Raw genomic sequence first — 23,595 nt, forward strand, 5'->3', positions numbered from 1 at the left:
GGCCCGGGTCACGCCGGCAGGGGCGCCAGGCCCGCCCGCGGCGGGAGATCGCGCATCGGCGGGGCCAGCGAACCGGCCTGCTCCAGGAACCCGGTGGCGGGGCCGCCCACGCACACCGGGATGCCGCGGAGGGTGGCCATCCGTTCGAGCGAGCGATCGAGCGCGTGACGGCTGAGGGCACCGTCGGCCACGGCGCGTTCGACGGCGTCCAGGGCCTCGCCGAGTCCGGCGGTGGTGATCCACAGCGGCGAGTCCGCCCCCGCGACGAGGGACTCGGTCACGGCGCGGGGCAGTGGGAACGTGTCAGTCACGGCGCGCATGCCGGACAGGTCGTCGGTGAAGATGGGGCCGTCGAAGGGCGGGGCGCCGTACCCGTGCCCGTCCCGGAGCAGGCGGTACGCGGCGGCGGACAGCGACGCGGGCCGGTCGACCCCGGTCAGGCCGGGGACCTGCTGGTGGCCGAGCATCATGCCCGCGCCGGGGGTTCGGGCGAGTGCGGCGAACGGCCGCAGGTCGTGGGTCACGAGCTGGTCGAGCGGGGGCACGGTCACCGAGCGGTGGTGGCTGTCGCCGGAGGAGCGGCCGTGCCCCGGGAAGTGTTTGAACACCGGGGTGATGCCCGCGTCGCGCAGACCGGCGGCGAATTCGCTGGCGTAGGACACGACCCGGGCGGGGTCGGGGGAGAAGGAGCGATCTCCGATCACGTCGCCGTCCGGCTGTCCGGACACGTCGAGGGAGGGGGCGAAGTCGACGGTCACGCCCATGCCGCGCAGGAAACCGCCGCGGGTGCGGGCGGCCGCGCGGACCTGCTCGGGGCTCATGGTCGCGGCCATCACCCGCGCGGACGGCAACGGGCCGGCGTACGGCGCGATGCGGGAGACGCGCCCGCCCTCCTCGTCGATCGCCACCAGCAGCGGCAGCGGCGAGTCCCGGTGCAGGCGGGCCAGTCCGTCGGTCGTGACCACCTCGTGCACGACATCGCCGCCGAGGAAGATGCCCCCGACCCGGTGCTCCTCGACGGCGCGACGGGCGTCGGCCATCGAGTTCACGCCCACGGTGAACAGCTGCGCGATCCGCTGGCGCGGGGTGAGCTCGTCCAGCGGCGAGTCGCAGGTCGGCGCGGTCGGCGCCGGGGACGCGGTGGCGGCGGCGGGGGGCGTGGAGGAAGCAGGGGGCGCGGCCGGCCCGGGCGCGGTGGGGTTCCCGGCGCCGCATCCGGACAGGGTCAACCCGGCGACGAGGGCGGCGACCGCCCCACGGAGGCGGCGGGTGGGGGACACGCCTCCAATGTATCGGGGGTGCCCGGCCGGTCCGGACCGGGCGGGGGAGGGGACGAGTTCACCCGCCGGCCACCTGCCGGTGCGACCGTATCCGGATGACTCAGACTCTCGATCGACGGTTGGGACTGTCCGACGCCGTGGTGGTGGGCCTCGGGGCGATGATCGGCGCAGGCGTCTTCGTCGCGTTCGCGCCCGCGGCGGAGCGGGCGGGTTCCTGGGTGTGGGCCTCGCTCGTGGTGGCCGCCGTGGTGGCGGTGTGCAACGCCCTGTCCTCGGCGCGGCTGGCCGCGGTGTTCCCCGCGGCCGGCGGGACCTACGTCTACGGGCGCCGGGTGCTCGGCCCGCTGCCCGGGTTCCTCGCCGGCTGGGGCTTCATCGTGGGCAAGACCGCGTCGTGTGCGGCGATGGCGCTCACGGTGGGGTTGTACATCTGGCCCGGACACGCCGGAGTGGTGGCCGCCGCGGCGGTGATCTCGCTGACGGTGCTGTCGGTCCTCGGGGTCCAGCGCACGGCCACGGCGTCGAAGATCCTGGTCACGCTCGTTCTGGCGGCCCTGGCGGCGTTCGTCCTCGTCGCCTGGCTGGGCTCCGGCGACGCGCCGTCGGCCGTTGCGGCCACGGTGCCGGCCGTGGACGGCGAGAGCGGGCCCGCGCGGGTCCTCGGCGTGCTGGGCGGGGCGGGATTCTGCTTCTTCGCCTTCGCCGGGTACGCCCGCATCGCGACGCTCGGCGAGGAGGTCCGCGAACCGGCCCGCACGATCCCCCGCGCGGTGATCCTGGCCATCGGCGCGGTCATCGTCGTCTACGCGATCGTGCTGGCCACGACGATCCAGGTGCTCGGGGTGGGCGGCGTGGCCGCCAGCACGGCACCGGTGCTGGACGCGGCGCACCGGGTCGGCGGCGGGGCGGTGCTGGCCCCGGCGGTCCGGATCGCCGCCGGGATCGCGGCCCTCGGCGCCCTGCTCGCGGGAGTGCTCGGGGTCTCCCGCACAACCCTCGCCATGGCGCGGGACCGCCACCTGCCGGCGCCGCTGGCGGCCGTGCACCCCACCACCCGGACGCCGTACGTGGCGGAGATCTGCGTGGGCGTGGTGGTGGCGGTGATCGTCCTGGTGGCCGACGTCCGTGAGGCGATCGGGTTCTCGTCCTTCGCCGTGTTGATCTACTACCTCGTCGCCAACACGTCAGCGCTCCGCCTGGACCGGCGTCGTCGCCGACTGCCCGCCTGGGTGCCGGTGCTCGGTGCGATCGGGTGCGTGGTGATGGCCGGGAGCCTGCCCTGGTCGTCGATCGCCGGCGGCGTCGTCGTCTTCGTCGTCGGCGGCATCGTCTACGCGGTGACCCGTCGCGGGGCGGTCGCCCCGGGCGTAGCGTCGCAGCCATGAACGATCGCCAGACACCGCCAGCTCACCCCCGGCCGGGCACGGACCGGCCGCGACTCCTCCCGTCACACCTGCGACGTCCCGTGATCGGCGCGCCGATGGCCGGCGGTCCCACGACGCCGGAGCTCATCGCGGCGGTGGCCGAGGCGGGCGGACTGGGGATGATCGGGTCCGGCTACCTCGACGCCGCCGGCACCCGGACGGAGATCGCCCGCGTACGCGAGCTCACCGACGCGCCGTTCGGCGTCAACGTCTTCCTCCTCGACGAGCGGGACTCCGCGGTCGCGCTGGCCTCCGCGGGCGGCTCGGAGGCACTGCAGCGCTACATCGAGGCCGTCGGGCCGGTCGCCCAGCGGCTCGGCATCGAGCTGGCCGCCGCGCCCGCGTTCACCGACTTCGATCAGGACGCCACGATCGCCGCGCTCGTGGACGACCCCGTGGCCGTCGTCTCGTTCACCTTCGGCATCCCGGACCCCGACGTGGTGCGGTCACTGCAGGGCGTGGACACGGCGGTCGTCGTCACGGTGGCCGGGGTCGCCGACGCCCGGCGGGCGGTCGAGGCGGGCGCGGACTGGCTGTCCGTGCAGAGCGCCGAGGCCGGCGGACACCGCTCGACCACCACGGTGGGCGAGGAGCCCGACGGGATCAGCACGGTCGAGCTGGTGCGCGCGGTGCGGCGGGCGCTCCCGGAGGTGCCGTTCGTCGCCGCCGGCGGGATCAGCACCCCGGAGGACGTGGCGGCGGCGCTCGAGGCGGGCGCGGACGGGGTGCAGCTGGGGACCGTGCTGCTGCGCACGCCGGAGGCGGGGACCAGCGCCCTGCACCGGGCCGCGCTCGGCGATCCGCGTTTCACGGAGTCGCGACCGACCCGCTGCTACACCGGGCGGTACGCCCGCTCGCTGGTCAACCGGTTCGTCGCCGGCATCGACCCGATCGCACCGGCGGCGTACCCGCACCTGCACCTGCTCACCGGTCCCATGCGCAAGGCTGCGGCGCAGGCGGGCGATGTCGAGGTGCCGCCGCTCTGGGCGGGGTCGCGCTGGCGGGCCGCCGATGCGTACGCGGATCGGCCGGCGGCGGAGGTCGTCACCGAACTCTGGGACGGCGCGGCTGCGCTGCCGTAGCGCGCCGGGCCCCAGGCCGCGCGGGGTCGAAAAGCGCGGGGACGAGGAGCGCGGGGTCAGCCGGCGCGGCGCTCGGCCTCGGCGGCGATGTCGGCCAGGTCCTGCTCCATCGTCTTGCGCGTGGACTTCTCCGCCAGCTTGCCCATGAGGCCCATCACGACGCGGGAGACGGCGGGCGCGTGGGTCGTCTCGGCGCCGAAGCGCATCCGCAGCGTGCAGCCGCCCTCCGCGTCCGGAGTGATGGTGAAGACGGTCCGGTACTCGGTGCCGCCGTTCTCGGCGACGATCGTGGTGGAGCGCGGTGGCTCGGAGGCCATCACCATCATCTCCTCGGTCGCCTTCATGCCGAACATCTTGCGCGTCTCGCGCCAGCGCAGACCGGGCTCGTACGGGCCGGACGTGAGGATCTCGACCGACTGCACCCCGCAGAGCGTCCTGGGCGCCTCGGGGATGTCGGTGAGCACGGACCACACGGTGTCGGGGTCGGCGGCGACGTGGCGGGACAGGTCGAGTTCCATGCCACGAGCCTAGCGGCGGCGGCTGCGTCGGGGGAGGGGTGACACCGAGGAGCTGGGGCGCGGGCAAGGCAGGAGCGAGAAATGCGGACACCGGCCCCCGCCGAAGCGGGGGCCGGTGTCTCAAAGTGCTCGGGGTCAGCTCACGCCGGCCCCGGGCGGTGCGCCGTGAGGCGCGCCGGCTCAGTTAACGAGGGAGCCGGTGACCTGCGAGACGAGGCCGCCGATGGTCTGGAGCACCTGCGCGACGATGTCGGCGCCGGAGTCAACGACGTCCGAGCCGGTGGAGACGGCGGCGGAGCCGGAGGCCAGGCCGGGGATGAAAGTCTGAATGGAACCCATGTTGTGGTCCTTTCGTCAGGCGCGGTACCGAATGCACCGCGCGTTCTGGCGTCACGATCGCGACAGTCGCGAGGACTCGTCGTGATCCGGTTCCCAACGCTACGGAGCCTGGCCCGCGGTTTCACCCGGTGGGGCGGCTTTCCGAGGCGAAGCCGGCAGGATTTCTCTTAGGTTCGCAGGTGAAGAGTGCCGGAGTCTTTAATGTGATCTAGGTCTCATTTAGCGTGGTGTGGCTAGGGCTGAACGTCGCGCGACGGTCGCCTAAATGAACGACACCGGCGCCCGTTCGAAGACGAGCGCCGGTGTCGTTGCGTTGATCTGGGCCGGGGGCCCGGGATCACTCAGCTCAGAGCGAGCCGACCACGTTGCCGAGCGAGCCGGTCACGGTGTTGTAGACCTCGCCGGCGGCGGTGGAGCCGGTGCCGAGGAACTCGTTCGCGGCGGTGGAGCCGGTGCCGATGAGGCTGTTGAAGAAGCCGAGGATGCCGTTGAAGATGTTCTCGATCATGTGAATGATCCTTTCGTCTCTGGGCGGCGCCGGGGTGCGCCGCTGCCGTGGTGCAGTCCTGCGTTCGGACTCGTGGGGTACATCCGGCTCCGAGCTCGAGTCGTTACCCGGCATCAACGAAAAAACTGCGGGACGAGCGGTGTTGACGTCGTCGAAATCTTTATCGAAACAGGTCGTCGCGGCGCGCGCTTTTATAGTGTGATCTACAACATATTTAGCCGAACAATGTGCGGAGCGCCCAGCGGTGTGGGGCGCGCCACGGAAATGCGCGACGCCGGCGCCCGTGGGTGGGCGCCGGCGCTGCGGGTCGGGGCCGGATGAGGGTCCGGCGTCGGTTGCCCCGGGTCGTGAGGGGCCCGGGGTCGGGTCGGATCAGGAGCCGAAGGCGGTCGAGATGAAGCGGGCTGCCTGGTAGAGCAGCCCGCCGAAGAAGTCGGCGCCCTCGTCGACGGCGGTGGAGCCGACCTCGACGTTGCGCAGGGCCCGTGCGAAGTCGCGGAGAACCTCGGAGATCATGGGATGGTCCTTTCTTTGGGCGCGGCGCCGAGTGCGCCGCCCGGTGGGTTCCACTGTGATGTGGCTCACATGTTTATCCCTGAAACCTGCCCGCGTGTTACACGGGCGTCGCAGGGAAATCCCTGACTTCCCGCGGGGTGACGGCGGGCGCCGGGCGGCGGCAGTAAGAATGGACCCATGACCTCGCGCACGCAGCCCGCCCACGATCCCGTCCCGCTCCCGCCGGGCTTCCGCGCGCACGCGGGGGCCGCGGGACTGCGCGAGCAGGGGGATGACGTCTTCGTCGTCGTCGCCGACGGCCCCTCCCCGGCCTCCTCCGCGGTGTTCACCCGGTCCCTCTTCGCCGGCCCCTCGGTCGTGCTCAGCCGCGAGAACGCGGCCGGCGGCACGGCGCGCGGCGTGGTGGTGGTGGCCAAGAACGCCAACGTCGCCACCGGCGAGCAGGGCATGGCCGACGCGCGCGAGGTGCTCGAGCGGGCCGCCGGAGCGGTCGGCGCCGCGCCCGAGGAGATGCTCATCGCCTCGACCGGCGTCATCGGCCGGCGCTACCCCATGGACAAGCTCCGCGCCCACCTCGACGGCCTGGCGGACGCGGAGTTCGACGCCGACGCCCTCGCCCTGGCCACCGCGATGATGACGACCGACACGCATCCCAAGACCGCGCGGGTGGAGGTGACGACGACGACGGGCGGCACCGCGCAGGTCGTGGGCATCGCCAAGGGTGTCGGGATGATCGAGCCGGACATGGCCACGATGATCGCCGTGCTGTTCACCGATGCCGCAGTGGAGCCGGGTGTGCTGGACTCGGCGTTCAGGGCCGCGGTGGACGAGACCTTCAACTGCCTGTCGGTCGACACCGACACCTCCACCTCCGACACGGCCATCGCGCTGGCCAGTGGCGCGGGCGACCCCGTCGGCGAGGTCGAACTGCGCGAGGCGTTCGAGGCCGTCTGCCTGGACCTCACCCGCCAGCTGGCACGCGACGGCGAGGGCGCCACCAAGCTGCTCACCGTGGAGGTCACCGGTGCCCGCGACCGCGCGCAGGCCAAACGCGTGGCCAAGGCGATCCTCAACTCCCCGCTGGTCAAGACCGCCGTCCACGGCGCCGACCCCAACTGGGGCCGGGTCGCCATGGCGATCGGGAAATGCCACGACGACACCGACATCGACCCCGAGCGCGTCCGGATCGTCTTCGGCGACCTCGAGACCTACCCCGCGTTCCCCGGCGACGCCGAACTCGAGCGGCTCACCGAGATCATGCGGGCCGAGGAGGTCACCATCGCCGTGGACCTCGGCGTCGAGGGCGGCGCCCCGGACGGGACGTGCACGGTCTACGGCTGCGACCTCACGCGCGAGTACATCTCCATCAACGCCGACTACACGACGTGAGCGCCGCCCACACCCTCACCGGCGAGGACCTGGAGGCGATCCGGACGGTGTTCGCCCGCCGCCTGCACGTCATGGACACCAAGCAGTGGCAGCACTACGGCCCGTGCCACACCGAGGACGTGGTGAGCGAGTCGTGGGCGGCCAGCGGGGGAGCGGCCGAGGTGCGGGGTCGCGAGGCGCTCACCGAGGCGATCCGGGCGACCCTCGACGGCCCCAGCCCGGTGACCAGCGTCCACCACGGCCACACCCCGATCCTCGAGGCGACCGGACCCGACCCCGAGACCGGCGAACCCACGGCCAGCGGGATCTGGGCGATGGAGGACCGCCTGTGGTGGCGCGTCGGAGACCGCGAGCGTCTACTGCACGGCTGGGGGCACTACCACGAGCGCTACCGCCGCGTGGACGGGCGATGGCTGATCTCCTACCGCCGGCTCGAGCGGATCCGGGTCGACACCGGGTGGGTCTGACCGGTCCGTGCACCGGCGGCCGGGGGTGTCCGGCCGGGGCTCTCAGCCCGCCGGGTTAGGACTACGGCGGGCCATGGCCAGGATCGTGTCGCGGGTGTCGTGCCAGACGGTCCCGGTGATGTCGCCCCACGGGTCGTGCCCGCCGGGCACCAGCGAGACCCGGGCCGGATCGCCCGCCCGGCGCGCCGCCCGCACGTAGGACTCGGACTGCTCCGGTTTCACCACCGTGTCCTCCCGGCCGTGGACGCACACCACCGGGACGCCGGTCGGCAGATGGGTCACCGGCGAGGCGTCGACATAGCGCTGGCGGCGGTCATCGGGACGGCCGCCGAGCAGGTCGTGGACGTATCTGTCGCCGGCACGCTCCGCCATGAGCAGGTCCGCCACCCCCGCCAGCGAGACACACCCCGCCACCGGGACCACCGGACGCGAGCCGGGCAGCGAGGACGGCAGGCGCGCCCGCCCGGCCACCCACAACGCCAGGTGCCCACCCGCGGAATGGCCCACCACCACGACGCGCCGCAGGTCCAGACGGCCGTCGACCCGGGCCGAGACCTCGGCGAGATGATCGACCGCGTCGCACACGTCGGCCACCGTCGTGGGCCACCCGCCGCCCGAGTCCACCCGCCGGTACTCCACGTTCCACACCGCCACGTCGAACGACGCCAGATCGCGCGCCTGGTTCTCCATGTACGCCAGGCCGAGCGAGTCCATCCAGCCCCCACCGTGCACCAGCACCACCACCGGCAGCGCCGGGTTCGCCGAGTCGGGCAGGTACAGGTCGCCGAACGACTGACCGTCCGTGTCGCCCGGATCGGCGTAGTAGAACCGGCGGGGCTCGCGCACGGGGACCGCCCCCTCCGGCGGCACGTAGGGACGCGGGCCCGCGGAGTCGGCGTTCCTGTCGCCGCCGAGGTCCTCGTCGTCGTCGCCCCCTGCGACCACCGAGGTCAGGGCCCACCCCGCCGCCCCGCCGAGCGCGGCGGACAGGCCGACCAGCAGCGAACGGCGGGACAGGTCGGACCGGGCGCGCGGGGGACGTCGACCCGGCGAACGACGACCGGACACGGGGCGGCTGGGCATGCGGCGGCGGGACCTCCTGGTGGGGACGCCGGCACCGGCCCGGTGCGCACCGGGTCAGCCTGGTGCGCCTCAGACTGAGTACATCAGACGGTGTGCGTCAGACGGTGCCGGCGACGACGTCGTTCTCCGCGCCATCGTAGAACGGGATGTACCCCTTCTCCTTGGACAGCACGTAGAGCGGGTCGTCGAAGGTCGAGGTGTCGAAGGCCTGCTCGCGCAGTTCGGTCTTGCGGCTCTTGTACGTGGACGTGTGCTCGAGCTCGGCGGACAGGCGGATGAACAGCGGCACCGCGTACGACGGCAGCGAGTCGCGGAGGTGCTCGGCCAGGGCCGCGCCGTCGAAGTCCGACTTGTCGTGCAGGCGGATCGCCGCCATGCCGGCCTTGCCGTCGGCGTCCGGCACCGCCACGCCGTAGACGACCGCCTGGTCGACCTCCGGGCGGGAGCTGATCGCGGCCTCGACCTCCGTGGTCGCCACGTTCTCGCCCTTCCAGCGGAACGTGTCCCCCAGCCGGTCGACGAAGGAGGCGTGCTTGAGGCCCTGGTCGAGCATGAGGTCACCCGAGACGAACCACGCGTCGCCGTCACGGAAGGCGTCGCGGACGATCTTCTTCTCCGTGGCCTCCTTGTCGGTGTACCCGTCGAAGGGCTGGGAGTCGGAGATGCCACTGATGAGCAGGCCGGTCTCGCCCGTGGCGACCTTCCGCAGGCGGCCGTCGTCGCCGCGGAGGGGCTCGCCCGTCTCCGGGTCGTACTCGACGATCGCGAAGGTCATCGGGCAGTAGCCGGTGGTGCGGGGGACGTTGAACGCGTTGACGAACGCGATGTTGCACTCGCTGGCCGCGTAGAACTCGCAGATGCGGCCCACGCCGAACCGCTCCGTGAACTCGTCCCAGATCTCGGGCCGCAGGCCGTTGCCGGTCATCACCCGGATCGAGTGGTCGCGGTCGCCGGGGCCGGGCTCCTGGTTGAGCAGGTAGCGGCAGATCTCGCCGATGTAGATCGCGGCGGTCGCCCCGGTCTCGCGGGCCTGGTCCCAGAACTTCGACGCCGAGAAGTGCTCCTCGATCGCCAGGCACGCCCCGGAGGCGAGCACGCAGCCGAGGGCCACCGTGAGGGCGTTGTTGTGGTACATCGGCAGGGGGCTGAGCAGGACGTCGTCCTTCTTCAGCCGCACGCCGGACAGGCCGAACCCGGCCATCGCCTTGTTCCACCGGTAGTGGGACATGGTCGAGGCCTTGGGCAGGCCGGTCGTGCCCGAGGTGAAGATGTAGTACGCGGTCTCGGAGCCGACCGTCTCGTCGGCCTCGGGCGGGTTGACGTCCCCGACCTCGTCGCCGAGGGCCGCGAGCTCGTCCTCGAGCCACGTCAGGTCGGACAGTTCCTCCGGGCGGTGGCCGGCGGTGAAGTCGCGGAACGGCAGGTCCACCTCGGAGGAGACGGCGATCAGCTCCCCGATCCAGTTCTCCCGCGGCACGGACTGCACGGCCTCGGCGCACTCGGCGCCCACCAGGACGATCTTCGACTCGAGGATCTTCTGCGAGTGGTCGAGCACCTCGCCGCGCTGGTGGTGGTTGAGCAGGCCCACTGAGGCGCCGACCTTGACGGCGCCGAGGATCGCGAGCAGGACCTCGGTGCGGTTGCCCATGCAGATGCCGACGGTGTCGCCGCGCTTCACACCGCGGGCCCTGAGGACCTCGGCGACCCGGTTCGCGCGACGGTTGGCCTCGCCGTAGGAGAGCACGGTGTCGCAGAACTTGAGGAACGGCGCGTCGGGGCGGGCGGCGGCGAGCTTCTGGAACCGGCGACCGATGGACACCTTGTCGCTGCTGCGGGAGGTCCGCACGATCCGGAGGCCGTTGAGGACGGATGGCAGGTCGGCGGCCAGGGAGGGCAGGCCGCGGGCGAGGTCGACCGGGGTGAGCGTGCGGGCGCCCTCGGACCGGCGGCCGGTGGCGGTGGTCTTGTCGGTCACGACTTCTCCTCTGTGGGCGTGGTGAGTGACTTGGCCGGATCGCCCGCGAGGCCGCGCCAGGCGAGCTCGACGACGACGGCGGCGGCCACCGACGTGGGGATCGCGCGGTGGGCGACACGGTCCGCGACCGCCTCGCCGGCCCCGACGAGGGCGGTGGCGACCACCTCGAGCACCTCGCGGCTGCGCTGGTCCCCCGCGTTCTGCGCGAGCAGGTCGGTGGTGAGGTCCACCAGGACCGTGCGGGTCTTCTCGACCTCCTCCCTGAACTGGGGTTCGGCGAATGCCTGACGGTAGACCACATTCCACGAGTCCGCGTGGGTGTCGACGAACTCCAGGAACGCCTGGACCACGGCCTCGAGCCGGCGGCGCGGGCCGGCGCTGCCGGTGGCGGCGGCGGTGAGGTGTTCGATGAGGCGGCCGGACTCGCGGACCACGCACGCCGCGAACAGTTCCTCCTTGGATCCGTAGTACAGGTACAGCATCGGCTTGGAGATACTGGCGTGGCGGGCGATGGTGTCCATCGACGCGGACCGGTAGCCGAGGTCGGAGAACACGCTGATCGCGGAGTCGAGCATCTGCTGCTCGCGGATCGCACGTGGGATGCGTTTGGTCCCCGTCGTCACAGGTCTCCTCCCGGCGGGTCGCGGTGTCATGTGCCACACCCAACTTACCCGTCGGTAAGGACTTGTGGGAGCCGCTACCCGGATCCGGCACCCGTCGGGTGTTAGGCTTCCGGCGTCGGAGTGCTCTGCTGCACCGCCGGACACCCACTGTCACGTGAACCCCAGGGAGACCACGATGAGCTTCGGCACCGGAGCGCTCGCCAGCGCAGTCGGCGGAATCGTCCTCGGCGGAATCGTCGCGTTCGGGGTCAGCACCGCGATGGCCGAGAACTCCATCCCCGAGGTCGCCCAGCCGCCCGCCGACCAGGCCCTGCTCGGCCAGGTCGAGTACGGCGCGCGCTGACCTCGCGCCGTCCCTGTAGACGTCCTTCGGCGCCGGCGTAGGTGATCCGCGGGGTCCGTCTCGGCGCCGGTGCGCGTGACGCGGTCGTCGCGTTCCTCGCCTTCCTGCTGCTGGCCTGCCTGCAGTCCCCGGGTCTGATCGCCCCGGACACCAAATACGATCTCGTCGAGGCCCCGGGCCGCTTCCTCGCCCAGGCCACCCACCTGTGGACGGGCCTGTCCTTCGCAGGCCAGGTCCAGAACCAGGCCTACGGCTACCTCTTCCCCCAGGGCCCCTTCTTCGCGGTGTCCGACCTGATCGGCATGCCCGCGTGGCTCACCCAGCGCCTGTGGTGGGCGGTGGTGCTCACCGTGGCGTACGTGGGCGTGGTGCGGGTCGCGGCCGCCCTGCGGATCGGCAGCCGCCGCACCCGCGCGGTCGCCGGGGTCCTGTACGCCCTCGCGCCGCGCATGCTCGGCGATCTGGGGTCGATCTCGTCGGAGATCTGGCCGGTCGCGCTGGCGCCGTGGGTGCTGTTGCCGGTCATCCGGGTGCTGCAGGGCCGGATGTCCCCGCGCCGCGGCGGGGCGGGCGCCGCGCTCGCGTTGGCGCTGATGGGTGCGGTCAACGCCGTCGCGACGGCCGCGGCCTGCCTGCCGGCGGTGCTGTGGTGGGCGATGCACCGGCCGGGCCGGACGTGGGGGCGCCTGGCCGCGTGGTGGCTGCCGCTGTCCGCGGCGGTGTGCGTGTGGTGGGCGGTGCCGTTGGTGCTGCTCGGGCGGGTCTCGCCGCCGTTCCTCGACTTCATCGAGTCGGCGGAGGTGACGACCCGGTGGGCGTCGGTCACCGAGGTGCTGCGCGGGGCGTCGACGTGGGTGCCGTTCGTGTCCACCGACCGCACCGCCGGCGCGGATCTCACCAGCGAGCCCGCGTTCGTCCTGGCCACCGGGGTGCTCGCCGCGGCCGGCGTGGTGGGGTTAGTGCTGCGGGGGATGCCCGCGCGCGGGCGGCTGCTGGGGATCGCCGCCGTGGGGCTCGTGGCGATGTCGGCGGCGTGGGTCGGGCCGGCCGGCGGTGGGCTCGCCGAGTCGGTGCGCGTGGTGCTCGACGGGGCGGGTGCCCCGCTGCGCAACGTCCACAAGTTCGAACCCCTGCTGCGCCTGCCGCTGGTCCTGGGCGTGGCGCATCTGCTCTCGCGCCTGCTCGCCGGGGTCACCGTCGGCGCGGTCGGCGGTCGCCTCGACCGCGGGCGCGCGGCGCAGGCGTTGGCCCACCCCGAGCGGGACCGCACCGTGGCGGTGGCGCTGGTCGTGGCCCTCGCGGCGGGGGTGTCGGTGGCGCCGGCGTGGCTGGGCCGCCTCGCGCCGGTGGGCTCCCACGCGGCGATGCCGGACCACTGGCCGCAGGCCGCGGCGTGGCTGTCGGAGAACGCGCCGGTGGCCAGGCCGGGCACCGAGGAGCGGGACCCGGCGGCCACGACCCGCGCGCTCGTGGTCCCCGGCGCCTCGTTCGGTCGTCAGGTGTGGGGGGTCACGCGTGACGAGCCCCTCCAGCCGCTGGCCGAGACCCCGTGGGCGGTGCGGGATTCCGTGCCGCTCCAGCCCGCGCCCGCGATCCGCGCCCTCGACGCCGTGCAGCGCCGCCTCGCCGACGGCCGCGCCGCGCCGGGCATGGCGGCCACCCTGGCCTCGCTGGGCATCGGGTACCTGGTGGTGCGCAACGACCTGTCGGTGGACTCCGCCGCGCCGCGCCCGGCCCTGGTCCACCAGGCCGTCGACGGCTCGCCCGGGCTGGTGAAGGTCGCCGAGTTCGGCGACCCGGTCGCCGCCGGGGGAGGGGCCGCCGCGGGCGGGGACGCCGGGGCGAGGAACGACGACAGCAACACCGACGACGACAACGACGACGACGACGAGGTGGTCGTCGTCCCGGATTCCGGGCTGCGGCCGGCCTATCCGGCGATCGAGATCTACCGGGTCGACTCCCGGCTGGGATCGGACGCCGCGTCGCCCGGGCCTCCCCGGTCGGCCACCGCCCCGTACACGGTGGAGGTACGCGACCTGCCGGTGGTCGCCGGCGGGCCGGAGGCGCTGTCCCGGCTCGACGACCTGCTCGCCGAGCAGGACACCATCGGGTCGCCGCCGCGCGTGACGCGACTGCTCGAGGCCGACGCCCGCGCGGCGGGGGTGGACCCGGCGTCCGACCCGTTCCCCCGACCCCGACCCCTGGCCTCCACCGCGCCGGTGCTCACCGACTCCCCGACCGACCGCGAGACCGACTTCGGGCGCCTGGACCACCACTCGTCCGCCGTCCGCGCCGAGGGCGACCCCCGGCGCAGCCGCGGCACGGTCCCCGACTACCCGGCCACCGTCTCCGGCGACGAGCCGGAGCGCACCCGGGCGCGCTGGTGGGACGCCCGCGTGAGCGTGTCGTCCTCGGCGGCCGACTCCGCGCAGACCGGGCCCGTGCGGCCCTCGCACTCCGTGGCCGCGGTCGTGGACGGCGACCCGGACACCGCGTGGCGCTCGGGCGGGTACGGCTCGGCGTTCGGCGAGTGGATCCAGGTCGACCTGACCGAGCCCGTCGACCGCGCCGTCCTGCGGCTGACCGTCCCCGCCCCGGCCGTCGGGCCGCAGGTCACCGCGCTCGAGGTCCGTACCGACACCGGCACGACGACCGTGTACCCGCGGGCCGGCGAGGAGACGACCGTCGCGCTGCCGCCCGGCCCCACCGGACGCGTGCGGGTCACCGCCACCGGCGTCGCGGACGGCGGCCGCGGCACCTACTTCGAGGTCTCGGAGCTCGGCCTGACCAGTGCGGGGGAGGACGTCCCCCTGCTGCGCACCATCGCCCTGCCCGAGCGGTCCGAGGGCGGGCCCGCCCTGTCGGGGTGGCTGCTGCGACAGGAGCTCGCCGGCCGGGCCGACTGCGTCCACGGCGGCAGCCCCGTCGAGGGACTCGCCGGCGCCGAGGAGAGCACGGGCGCGGCCCGGTGCGCCCCCGAGCTGGCGATCGCCCCCGAGGAGCCCGGTCGGTTCGCCCGCCTGCTCGACGTGCCCGCCGACACCGCCGTCACCCCGCGGTTGCTCGTCCGCCCGCGCCCCGGCGGAGCCCTCGACGACGTCTTGCGCGGCGACCCCGCCTCCCGGTTCCGGCAGGTCCGCGCCGTGGGCGAGTCCCTCGTCACCGACCCCGCCGGCGCGCCGTCCGCGGCCGTCGACGGCGACCGCTCGACGAGCTGGCACGCCCCCGACGGGCCGTCACCGTCGCTCGAACTGCGCCTGCCCGGCCGGCACCTCGTCGGATCGCTGCGCCTGTGGGCGCCCCGCGCGGACGCCCCCGCCGCGCCGCGGGTCCTCACGATCGACACCGGCGTCCAGCGCACGCGCGTCGACCTCGCCACGCTCACGCCCGACGAGGACGGCTCCGTCGTCGTCGACCTCCCCCCCGACCACACCGACCGCGTCACCGTCCGGGTCGACAGCACCCGCGACGTCCGCACCCCGGCCGGGGCGCCGGTGCCCGCCGGGATCGCCGAGGCATGGGTGCAGGACGACTCCGGCGCCCGGATCGGCGCACTGCCCGCCGCCGACGACGACCCCGTCACCCTGACCTGCCAGGACGGGCCCCGGATCCACATCGGCGACCGGATCGTCCGCACGAGGATCACCGCCTCCCGCCGGGCCCTGCTCGAGGGCCGCGCCGTCCCGGCCGAGCTGTGTGACGACACCCCGCTCCCGCTCCCGGCGGGACCGCAGGAGGTCTCCGTCGAGCCGGGGGAGGCGTTCTCGGTCGACACGGTGGGCCTCGTCGTCGTCGACCCCGCCGGCGGGACCACCGACGGCGGCGCCGACGGCTCCCGCGGCGTCCCCGTGCTCGGCGGCGCACCCCAGCCCACCCGCGCCGTCACCACCGCGCGGTGGGACGACGCCCGCCGCGAATTGCACGTGCCCGCCGCCCCGCGCGAGCGCGTGCTGGTGGTCCCCGAATCGGTCTCGCCGGCGTGGCACGCACGCCTGGTCGCCGACGACGGCACCGCCCTCGCCGACCCCCGCCCCGTCACGGTCGACGGGTGGAAACAGGGCTGGGTGCTGCCCGCCGCCACGACCGGCGCCACCCTCGTGCTCACCGTCCCGCTCGACGCGCCGTACCGGTGGGCACTGCTCACCGGCCCCGCCGCGTTGCTGCTGGTCCTGCTGCTGTTCCTCGCGCCCGGTCACCGGGACCGCGCCGGGACCCGCGCCACCCCGTGGCGCGGCCGCGGGGCGGTCACCGCCGGCGCGACCGCCGCGGCCTCCTACCTGCTCGCCGGGCCCGTCGGACTCGCGGTGACCGCGGTCCTCACCGGCGGCGCGCTCGTCGCGAGTCGACACCTCGGCGCCGGACGCGCGCGGCGACTGCTCGTCGCCGGATCCGGGGTGGGGATCGTCGCCGGCGCCGCCCTCCTCGCCCGCGCCCCGTGGCCCGACCCGCTCGGCTACGCCGGGGACACCCTCGCCCCTCAGGTCGCGACGGTCGCCGGACTCGTCTGCGCCGGGCTCGCGGCGAGCTGGCCGTCCGCCGGACGCCCACGCGGCGCCCGCCGCGGCGCCAGCCACCGCTGGGACGGCACCTCCACCAGCGCGTAGCCGACCGCCGCCACCACCGTCGAGATCACCGCGGTGACCAGCCAGATCGTGAGCATCCGGCCCGAGAACATCGGCACCGCCGCGATCTGGAACGCGAAGTGCAGCACCAGCACGTGCCACAGGAACACCCCGTACGACCACCGGCCCACCGTGGTCATGACGGCCGACCCGAGCACCGCGAAGCGCTCCCGGTCCGGCGACAACGCCACCGGCGCGAGCAGGCAGAACGCCACCACGGCGCCCAGTCCGGTACGGGCGGCGAACTCGGGGCCCGACGGGTGGACGAAGCCCTCGGTGAACCACTCCGGGACCGTCGTGGCCACGAACGCCGCGGCCGCGACGGCCCACCACGCCCACCGCGCCCGCGCATGCCGGGCCAGGGCCGCGACCCGGCCCGGCGGCGCGGCGGCCAGCTCGGCGAGGATCATCCCCGCCGCGAACCACGACGCGAACGCCGGCGGCAGGATCTGGTCGTTGACCCGCTCGGGCAGTCCGAGCTCGTACCACGGCACGAGCGCCCACCCCAGGCTCGCCACCCCCACCGCCGCGATCGCCGGGATGCGCCACCGCGCCCGCCCCCCGCGGAGCCGCACGAGCGCCCACCACAGCAGCGGCAGCACCAGATAGAAGCTCATCTCCACCGACAACGACCACGCGTGCGTGAGCCCCTCGACCAGCGAATCGGGGACGAACACCTGCGTGAGCGTCAGGTTGGACGTCCATGTGGCCACCGAGGCGCGGGCGTTCTGCGGGATCAGCAGGAAGACCGCGCCGGCCACGACGAGGTACGCGGGCATGATCCGCACCAGCCGCGAGCGCAGATACTCCCGCGCCGGGCGCGCCGTGCCCGGTTCGCCGAGGCGCGCGTGCAGGGCGTGGGCCCGCCACAGCAGGAACCCGGACAGGGCGAAGAAGACCGCCACGGACAGGTCGAACCGGCCCCACACCCGGTGGACGAACGACCCGGTGGACGAGCCGGTCTGGAACGCCACGTGCGTCGTGAGGACCGCGAACGCGGCCACCGCGCGCAATCCCTCGAGCGCCGGGGCGAAACCGGTCGCGGAGGGCAGAGTCCCGACTCGGTGGTCGGGGGTACCGAATGCGTTCTTCATCACTGTTAATCTTCTCCTGATGATGGTCCGGCCGGGCAGGCACCCCGGTGGCTACCGGGGAGTAACCCGGCGGACCCAGGGCGCGACACCAGGAGGACCAGACGATGGCACGTCAGAGCAGTTCGGCCGGACGGAGGTCGTCGGTACCCGCACTGGTCCTCGTCGGGCTCGGCGCGTTCCTCATCACCCTGGCTTTGGCCCTCGTGTTCTTCGTGGTGCCGGCGCAGAAGAAGACGCCGCTGGACATCAACTCCACCACCGTCACCGAGACCGTGCCGGGAGCGGTCCTCGTCGGCGCCGCGCTGGCGTCCAACACCCCCACCGACCTCAACGCCGATCGTCCCGAGTGCCGGGCGCCCGAGGCCCCCGCCGCCGGTGAGGGTGAGGAGGGCGCGCCCGCCGAGGGTGGCCCCGCCGAGACCCAGGACGGTCCCGAGGCCGACGACTCCGACGTCCAGTTCCCCGTCACCTGCTTCATCGACAACGACATCCCGCTGTACTCCCAGCGCCGGGTCCAGGCCGTGGAGCCGTCCGATTCCGACGTCATCACCATGCAGGCCGCGCAGTCGCTGATGCGCGAGGACAAGACCGGCGGCGACGACGTCGAGGGCCTGGTCAACGCCACCGTCGACCGCGTCACCGTCGACCGCGTCACCGCGATGCCGACCGACGAGGCCACCAGCACCCTGCAGGTCGTCGCCGGTGCCGGCGACGACAGCGCCCCCACCGGTTTCGTCCGCGAAGGGCTGCAGTACAAGTTCCCGTTCGACACCGAGCAGCGGGCCTACGACTACTTCGACGCCAGCACCTTCACCACCAACCCGATCGAGTTCGTCGGCGAGACCACCGTCGGCGGCATCGACGCCTACGAGTTCCGCCAGGACCTCGGCCCGATCGACATGTGGTCCTCGATCCGCGACCACTTCGCCTCCATCTCCGACGGCTACGACCCCGCCGTGGAGTCGGTGCTGGCCAGCTACCGCCGCGAGGGCATGACCGCGGGCCAGTGGGGCCTCGCGGGCGACCCCGAGCGCGAGGTCGACATGCGCCGCTTCTACACCAACACCCGCACGGTGTGGGTGAACCCGGCCACCGGGCAGATCGTCAACGGCAAGGAGGACATCTTCCAGTTCTTCGCCGAGGACCAGGCCGAGGCCGAGGCGTTCTTCAACGACAAGGCCCGCCTCGAGGAGGAGCGCTCCGAGCCCACCCGCACGGCCGTCCGCTTCCAGTCCGGCTGGAACGAGGAGACGCAGCAGACGACTCTCGCCGGCGCGCAGGACAGCGCCGACACGCTCAACACCTTCGGCCGCGTCGTGCCGGCCGTGCTGGGCATCCTCGGCCTGATCTCGCTCATCGGCGGCATCGTGCTGGGGCTGCGCGGCCGCGGTGGCCGCGGGGGTCGAGTCGACACCGGGGGTCGCGCCGCCCGCGCCTGACCCCCGAGCCCGCCGGGGTGCCCGCCCCGCCGGGGTGCCTGCCCCGGATCATCGACAAGAGCGTTCCGCACACCTCACCCGAGAGGGCGTGTGCGGGACGCTCTTCTCGTCGGGTGGTGGACCCGCGACCGCCGCGCAGCCGACCGGTTCTTGCGATCTGCCCCTCGGATCGCGCGCCGCGAAGCCGAGGCCAGCCTCGACAGCCCCGCCCCGGCAGCCGCGCCGCCTAACGGATCGCGCGCCGCCTATCGGATCACGCTCCACCTATGGGGTCCCGCAGGTGAATCGGAACGGGATGGGTGGCGTGGGCCGGCTGGGGTGGCTCGGCGGGCGTGGCGCGGGTCCGCCCCACGCCCGCCCAGCGTCCGCGCCTCAGGCCAGCCGCGACCGGAGCGCGCGCCAGCCGGCCGTGACCGTGGTGACGGCGACGGCGATGAGCGTCGCCGCAAGAACGCCCTCGACCTCGCGGGGGGCGAACCACACCGCGACGGCGGTGAGCGCCAAGCCGCACCATGCGATCCCGGCCTCGACGGTCCGGTCGGAGGCGATGGTGGCCAGCAGGAACGCCTGCAGGACGCTCAGCGTCACGCCGAGCGCGGCGAACGCCCAGAGGAGCCCGGCGACCGGCCGGTAGTCCTCGCCGACGACCGCCGGCACCAGCGGCGCGGCCACGGCGGCCCCGATCACGACGACCGCGCCGATGCCCAGCAGCACGGCCAGCGCCGAGCGGACGGCACCCCGGTGTCCGGCCGGATCGGCCATGCGCGGGTAGAGCACCGTGCCGACGGCCTGCGGGAGCCAGAACGCGGCCTTCGCGGCGACCGCCCCCAGCGCGTAGCGGCCCGCGTCCTCCGGGGTCAGCAGCGCTCGGGCGAGGAGCAGGTCGACCGAGGTGAGCGCCATCATCACCAGCTGCACCTGCCCGGCGGCGAGCACGGCGGCCACGCCGGGGGAGGTCAGAACCGCCCCGGGAGTCCCCGCCCCGCTAGTCCCTGCCCCGGGCATTTCCATGCGGGACCGGGGCGCCGCGGGCCCGGACGTCACCCGCGCGGCCACGAGCCAGGCCACGCCCACGCCCACGGCCCCGGCGGCGAGTGCGGGTCCGACCCCGCCGCCCGCGGCGAGTACCGCGACGGCGGGCGCGACCTTGCCCGCGCCGGCCAGGGCGAGCACCACACCCAGCGCCCGGAACCGCTCGGCGCCCTGCAGCAGCCCCTGCTCGGTGGCGAGCAGACACAGCACCGGGCCGGGGGCCAACGCGGCGGCCGTGGCCCACCCCGGGGTGTCGAGCAGCAGGGACACGGGGACCACGGCCAGCGCCGCGACCACCGCGACCAGCAGCGCCACCCGCCTGCCGAGCGCGCGCAGGACGTCGTGGGGGACACCCCGGACGTGCTCGCGGGCCACCACCGCCTGCAGCGCCAGGGAGGGCACGGCCACCAGCAGCTGCGCGGAGAGCAGGGCGGCGAACGCGCCGTAGCCCTCGGGGCCGAGCCACCGGGAGGCCGGGAGATGCAGGAGGTAGGCGGCGATGTTGGCCAGCATCGACCCGGCCGTGACCGCGCCCGCACCGGTCAGGACGCGCCTGGCGGCGGAGCCGGGTGCCGCCTCGCGCGCCTGTGGGTCCACATCCGAGATCGTAGGGGGCCGTCCTGCGGCCTCTCCCGTGGGCCGGGCGGCGCGGTGGCGCGGGGTCGGGTGGGGCGGTGGCGCGGGGCCGGACGCCTCGGCCAGGACGACCGGGGCGAGCGGGGCGCGTGGTGGAATGTGCGCATGTCCTCCGCTGCCGGGTTCCGCCGCGTGCTCGCGCGGCCGCCCGTGACGGACGCCGCCGTGGGTGCGGTCGTCGCGGGCGTCCTGCTGGCCGGGGTGGCGCGGCCGGGCTTCCCGCTGTTGCGGGACTGGGTGGCCACGCCGACGCCCCCGCTGTCGGACGCGGCGCTCGGGTTGGGCGAGTCGGCGGCGCGCGCGGTTCCGCAGGACGTGGCGGTCGTGTGGGCGACCCGGGGGCTGGACGCGGTCGGGCTGCCGGTGTGGCCGCTGACGGGCCTGCTCACGGCGGTGTTCTGCGCGTGGCTGGCGGTCGCGGCGGGCGCGCTCGTGCGGCGGGTGCTCCCCGCCGGCCGGGCCGCGGGGGCGTGGCTGCGCCTGCCGGCGGTGGTGGGCGCGGTGTGGAACCCGTTCGTGGTGGAGCGGCTGCTCCAGGGGCACTGGTCGCTGCTCGCGGGGGTCGCGGCGGTGGTGACGATGCCGGTGCTGCTCGCGCGCGGCCGGCCCCGGGTGGCGGCGGCGTGCGTGGCGCTGGCCGCCGCCGGGCTCACGCCGACGGGGTGGGTGCTGGCGGTCGTCGCGGCGGCGGTGGCACTGGCCTGCGGCTGGCGTGCTCAGGGCACCCGCCGGACCCGGGCCGCGGTCGCGCTGGCCGCTACAGCTGTGGTGACCGCCATGCCGTGGGTGCTGGCGACCGCCCTCACCGCGGCGGGCGACCGGGCCGGCGCCGGGCCGGGTGGGTCGGTCGGGTCGGCCGTCGTGGCCGGTGGGGGAGTGGACGCGGCCGCGGGGGTGGCCGCGTTCGCCGCCCGCGCCGAGCCGGGGATCGGGACGCTGGGCTCGGTCGTCGCGCTTGGCGGGATCTGGAACTCGCAGGCCGTGCCGCCCTCCAGGGCCACGTGGTGGGCGGCCGCCGCGCTGGTCGCGCTGCTGCTCGTGTGGGCGCTCGCGGCGCGGGGCCTGTGGCGGGCGCGGCGTGACCCCGTGGTGCGCGCGACGGTCCCCGCGGCCCTCGCCGTGTGGCTGCTCGTCGCCGCGGCCGCGACGGGCCCGGGCCTCGCGGTGATGGAGGCGCTGGTCACCGCCGTGCCGGGCGCGGGGTTGCTGCGCGACACCCAGAAGTTCGTGGCGCTGGCGCTGCCGGCCACGGTGCTCGCGCTGGCCTTCGCCGCCCGCGCGCTCGCCACCCGCGCACTCGCCGCCGGCGCCGTCCCTGCCCGGGCCCTGCCCGCGCGCGTGCGGCCGATCGCCGCCGGGGTGCTCGTCACCGCCGTGGCCGTGGCCGCCGTCCCGGACGCCCCGCGCGCCCTGTGGCAGCAGCTGCGGCCGGTGACCTACGGGCCGGGGTGGGCGGAGGTCGCGCGCCTCGTCGACGACCGCCCCGGGGATCTGTTGGTGCTGCCCGCCGGCTCGTTCCGCTCGACGCCGCTGTGGGCCGGCGGCCGGCCGGTCCTCGACCCCGCGCCGCGCCTTCTCGACACCCGGGTGCTCGTCCCCGGCGACCTGCTGGTGGCGGGGGAGGCGGCCACCGCCGTGCCCGGGGAGGGCGATCGCGCGCGCCGCGCCACCGAGGCGCTGCTCCGCGGCGCGGACCCGCGTGAGCTGGCGGGCCTGGGTGTGCGGTGGGTGCTCGACGAGCGCACGTCCGCCGGGCCCCGGGGCGCGGCGGCCGAGACCCTGACGGCGACGACGACGAGGTTCTCCGACCCCGAGCTGACCCTGCACGAGCTGGCCCCGCCGAACGGGCCGGGTGACGCGGACGCCCGATGGGCGGCGGTGGCCGAACCGGCCGCTCCGGCGGGGGCCCGCGGGGCGGTACTGGCGGCGCACGCGCTGTGGCTGCTCACGCTGGCCGGCGCGGCGGTGGCTAGCGGCCGGCGCGCGCGTGGATCACGCCGCTGACCCGCCGTCCCTCGGTGACGGCCGAGAGGACCTCCGCCATCGCCGCGCCGGTGGCGGGCCACGACATCCCCGCCGCCTTCCGGCGGGCGGCCTCACCCATCCGCTCCCGCAGGTCGGGGTCGGAGAGGAGACGGTCCGCGGCGAGGGTCATGGCCGCGACGTCGTCCACGAGGAGGCCCGTCTCGCCGTCGTCGATCGAGTCGCGCAGCCCCGCGGCGTGGTGATAGCCGACGGTGGGGACCCCGTGCTGCGCGGCCTCGGACACCGCGAGGCCCCACCCCTCCTTGCGTGAGGGCATGAGGTGGACGGCGGCGCCGGCGAGGAGGCGGTGCTTGGTGGCCTCGTCGACGTGCCCGTGGAACACCACCCCGCCGGGGTCGAGCGGGCCGGCGTCGGCACCGGGGGCGACGACCGGCGCGGTGAGCCCGCGTTCGGCGGCGTACTCACGCAGCCGGTCGGCCCACCAGCCGCTGCCGATGACGTCCAGCACGAGCCCGGGCCTGCTCGCGCGGAGGGTGGCGAGCACGTCGAGCGCGTCTTCCACGTGCTTGTGCGGGACCAACCGGGAGAGCACGACCAGGTGGGGACCGTCGGCGCGGGTGTCGGGGCCGCCGGGGGCGATGCCGGCAGGCAGGGGGTCGAGGCCGTTGCGGACCACGGCGATGCGGTCGGGTGCGACGCCGAGCGTGGCGAGCTCCTCGGCAGAGGGGAGCGAGACGGTGACGTACTGGGACCGGGCGTGCACGCGCGGCGCCAGCCACGACTCGACCCACCACCCGATCCGCGCGACGAGCCACCCCGCGACCGGCCACTGCTCGCGGTGGATGTGGTGGACCAGCACCACGACGGGGGCGGTGGTGGCCAGGCGGGAGAAGAAGGGGACGCCGTTCTGGGTGTCGACGACGACGTCGGGCCGCCGCAGGGGCCCGAGCGGACCGAGGCCGAGCCGGCCGGACAGGATCGCCAGCAGAGCCCGGGGATAGACCGTGAACCGGCCGCCCGCGCGGCTGACACGCACGCCGCCGGAGGTGGTCGCGGAGCGGGCCGCGCCCCGGGAGCGTGAGGTCCGGTAGACGACGGTGTGGCCGGCGGCGGCGAGGCCGTCGGCGACGTGTTCGAGATAGCGCTCGCTGCCGCCGCCCTGCGGATGGGTGCTGTCGCGCCAGCACAACAGCAGGATTCGAGCCACGCGGACACTGTACGCGGGGGGTCGGACGGCCC

Annotated in this window: 18 protein-coding genes and 1 pseudogene; 8 read left to right on the plus strand and 11 right to left on the minus strand. The window is 74.7% G+C overall.

The genetic code is table 11. The features are described 5' to 3' along the window. Window positions 1-8: 8 nt before the first annotated feature. The gene (locus tag RWK90_RS16635; RefSeq protein ID WP_314038740.1) at window positions 9-1,280 is read right to left on the minus strand and encodes a glycoside hydrolase family 3 N-terminal domain-containing protein; all 1,272 of its coding nucleotides are present in this window, start codon (window positions 1,278-1,280) and stop codon (window positions 9-11) included. A 95-nt stretch (window positions 1,281-1,375) separates the two neighbouring features. On the opposite strand from RWK90_RS16635, the gene RWK90_RS16640 reads away from it, so the two are divergent. Together RWK90_RS16640 and RWK90_RS16645 are read left to right on the plus strand one after the other, a co-directional pair. Continuing rightward, window positions 1,376-2,665, plus strand: coding sequence for an APC family permease (locus RWK90_RS16640; RefSeq protein WP_314038741.1), 1,290 nt, complete (start codon window positions 1,376-1,378; stop codon window positions 2,663-2,665). Continuing rightward, window positions 2,662-3,786 carry a nitronate monooxygenase gene (locus tag RWK90_RS16645; RefSeq protein WP_314038742.1) on the plus strand — a complete coding sequence of 375 codons (1,125 nt, stop codon included), beginning with the start codon at window positions 2,662-2,664 and terminating at the stop codon, window positions 3,784-3,786. Before RWK90_RS16640 ends, RWK90_RS16645 begins: the two co-directional genes overlap by 4 nt. A 56-nt stretch (window positions 3,787-3,842) precedes the next feature. Here RWK90_RS16645 and RWK90_RS16650 read toward each other — a convergent pair whose 3' ends face one another. The 4 genes from RWK90_RS16650 to RWK90_RS16665 all read right to left on the minus strand — a co-directional run bounded on the left by RWK90_RS16650 (window position 3,843) and on the right by RWK90_RS16665 (window position 5,667). After that, window positions 3,843-4,304, minus strand: coding sequence for an SRPBCC family protein (locus RWK90_RS16650; RefSeq protein ID WP_314038743.1), 462 nt, complete (start codon window positions 4,302-4,304; stop codon window positions 3,843-3,845). Between the two features lie 180 nt (window positions 4,305-4,484). Continuing rightward, window positions 4,485-4,643, minus strand: coding sequence for a hypothetical protein (locus tag RWK90_RS16655; protein WP_314038744.1), 159 nt, complete (start codon window positions 4,641-4,643; stop codon window positions 4,485-4,487). A gap of 346 nt (window positions 4,644-4,989) precedes the next feature. Further along, window positions 4,990-5,151 carry a hypothetical protein gene (locus RWK90_RS16660; protein WP_314038745.1) on the minus strand — a complete coding sequence of 54 codons (162 nt, stop codon included), beginning with the start codon at window positions 5,149-5,151 and terminating at the stop codon, window positions 4,990-4,992. Window positions 5,152-5,523: 372 nt separating this feature from the next. Beyond that, a complete protein-coding gene (locus tag RWK90_RS16665; RefSeq protein WP_314038746.1) occupies window positions 5,524-5,667 on the minus strand; it encodes a hypothetical protein in 144 nt (47 codons plus the stop codon). A gap of 177 nt (window positions 5,668-5,844) precedes the next feature. Between RWK90_RS16665 and argJ the strand changes: the two genes are divergently transcribed. Together argJ and RWK90_RS16675 are read left to right on the plus strand one after the other, a co-directional pair. Next, window positions 5,845-7,056, plus strand: a complete 1,212-nt coding sequence (argJ, locus tag RWK90_RS16670; protein WP_314038747.1) for a bifunctional glutamate N-acetyltransferase/amino-acid acetyltransferase ArgJ — start codon at window positions 5,845-5,847, stop codon at window positions 7,054-7,056. Further along, window positions 7,053-7,523: a nuclear transport factor 2 family protein gene (locus RWK90_RS16675; protein ID WP_314038748.1), complete on the plus strand. Its 471-nt coding sequence runs from the start codon at window positions 7,053-7,055 to the stop codon at window positions 7,521-7,523. Before argJ ends, RWK90_RS16675 begins: the two co-directional genes overlap by 4 nt. 42 nt (window positions 7,524-7,565) lie before the next feature. Here RWK90_RS16675 and RWK90_RS16680 read toward each other — a convergent pair whose 3' ends face one another. From RWK90_RS16680 to RWK90_RS16690, 3 genes are all read right to left on the minus strand, one after another. Beyond that, the gene (locus RWK90_RS16680) at window positions 7,566-8,606 is read right to left on the minus strand and encodes an alpha/beta hydrolase (protein WP_314038749.1); all 1,041 of its coding nucleotides are present in this window, start codon (window positions 8,604-8,606) and stop codon (window positions 7,566-7,568) included. Window positions 8,607-8,703: 97 nt separating this feature from the next. Then, window positions 8,704-10,581, minus strand: coding sequence for a long-chain-acyl-CoA synthetase (locus RWK90_RS16685; protein WP_314038750.1), 1,878 nt, complete (start codon window positions 10,579-10,581; stop codon window positions 8,704-8,706). After that, the gene (locus tag RWK90_RS16690; protein WP_314038751.1) at window positions 10,578-11,204 is read right to left on the minus strand and encodes a TetR/AcrR family transcriptional regulator; all 627 of its coding nucleotides are present in this window, start codon (window positions 11,202-11,204) and stop codon (window positions 10,578-10,580) included. The genes RWK90_RS16685 and RWK90_RS16690 overlap by 4 nt, the downstream gene beginning before the upstream one ends. 154 nt (window positions 11,205-11,358) lie before the next feature. On the opposite strand from RWK90_RS16690, the gene RWK90_RS16695 reads away from it, so the two are divergent. Further along, a complete protein-coding gene (locus tag RWK90_RS16695) occupies window positions 11,359-11,547 on the plus strand; it encodes a DUF2613 domain-containing protein (protein ID WP_396230354.1) in 189 nt (62 codons plus the stop codon). 41 nt (window positions 11,548-11,588) lie between these two features. Further along, a pseudogene (locus RWK90_RS16700) lies at window positions 11,589-13,805 on the plus strand (alpha-(1->3)-arabinofuranosyltransferase family protein); the annotation flags it as partial. Between the two features lie 2,219 nt (window positions 13,806-16,024). Here the strand turns inward: RWK90_RS16700 and RWK90_RS16705 are convergent. Next, entirely contained in the window at window positions 16,025-17,263 is a 1,239-nt protein-coding gene (locus tag RWK90_RS16705) for an acyltransferase (protein WP_314038752.1), read from the minus strand. Between the two features lie 104 nt (window positions 17,264-17,367). Between RWK90_RS16705 and RWK90_RS16710 the strand changes: the two genes are divergently transcribed. Next, a complete protein-coding gene (locus RWK90_RS16710) occupies window positions 17,368-18,702 on the plus strand; it encodes a DUF3068 domain-containing protein (RefSeq protein ID WP_314038753.1) in 1,335 nt (444 codons plus the stop codon). Window positions 18,703-19,074: 372 nt separating this feature from the next. Here RWK90_RS16710 and RWK90_RS16715 read toward each other — a convergent pair whose 3' ends face one another. Beyond that, entirely contained in the window at window positions 19,075-20,331 is a 1,257-nt protein-coding gene (locus RWK90_RS16715) for a polysaccharide biosynthesis protein (RefSeq protein ID WP_314038754.1), read from the minus strand. A gap of 144 nt (window positions 20,332-20,475) precedes the next feature. On the opposite strand from RWK90_RS16715, the gene RWK90_RS16720 reads away from it, so the two are divergent. Continuing rightward, the gene (locus tag RWK90_RS16720) at window positions 20,476-22,374 is read left to right on the plus strand and encodes a hypothetical protein (protein ID WP_314038755.1); all 1,899 of its coding nucleotides are present in this window, start codon (window positions 20,476-20,478) and stop codon (window positions 22,372-22,374) included. On the opposite strand, the gene RWK90_RS16725 is transcribed toward RWK90_RS16720, so the two are convergent. Next, entirely contained in the window at window positions 22,340-23,563 is a 1,224-nt protein-coding gene (locus tag RWK90_RS16725; RefSeq protein ID WP_314038756.1) for a glycosyltransferase family 4 protein, read from the minus strand. The two genes, RWK90_RS16720 and RWK90_RS16725, sit on opposite strands and share 35 nt — an antisense overlap. Window positions 23,564-23,595 lie beyond the last annotated feature (32 nt).

Source organism: Dietzia sp. CH92 (genome assembly GCF_032248695.1).
In the GTDB taxonomy this organism is placed as follows: Bacteria; Actinomycetota; Actinomycetes; order Mycobacteriales; family Mycobacteriaceae; genus Dietzia.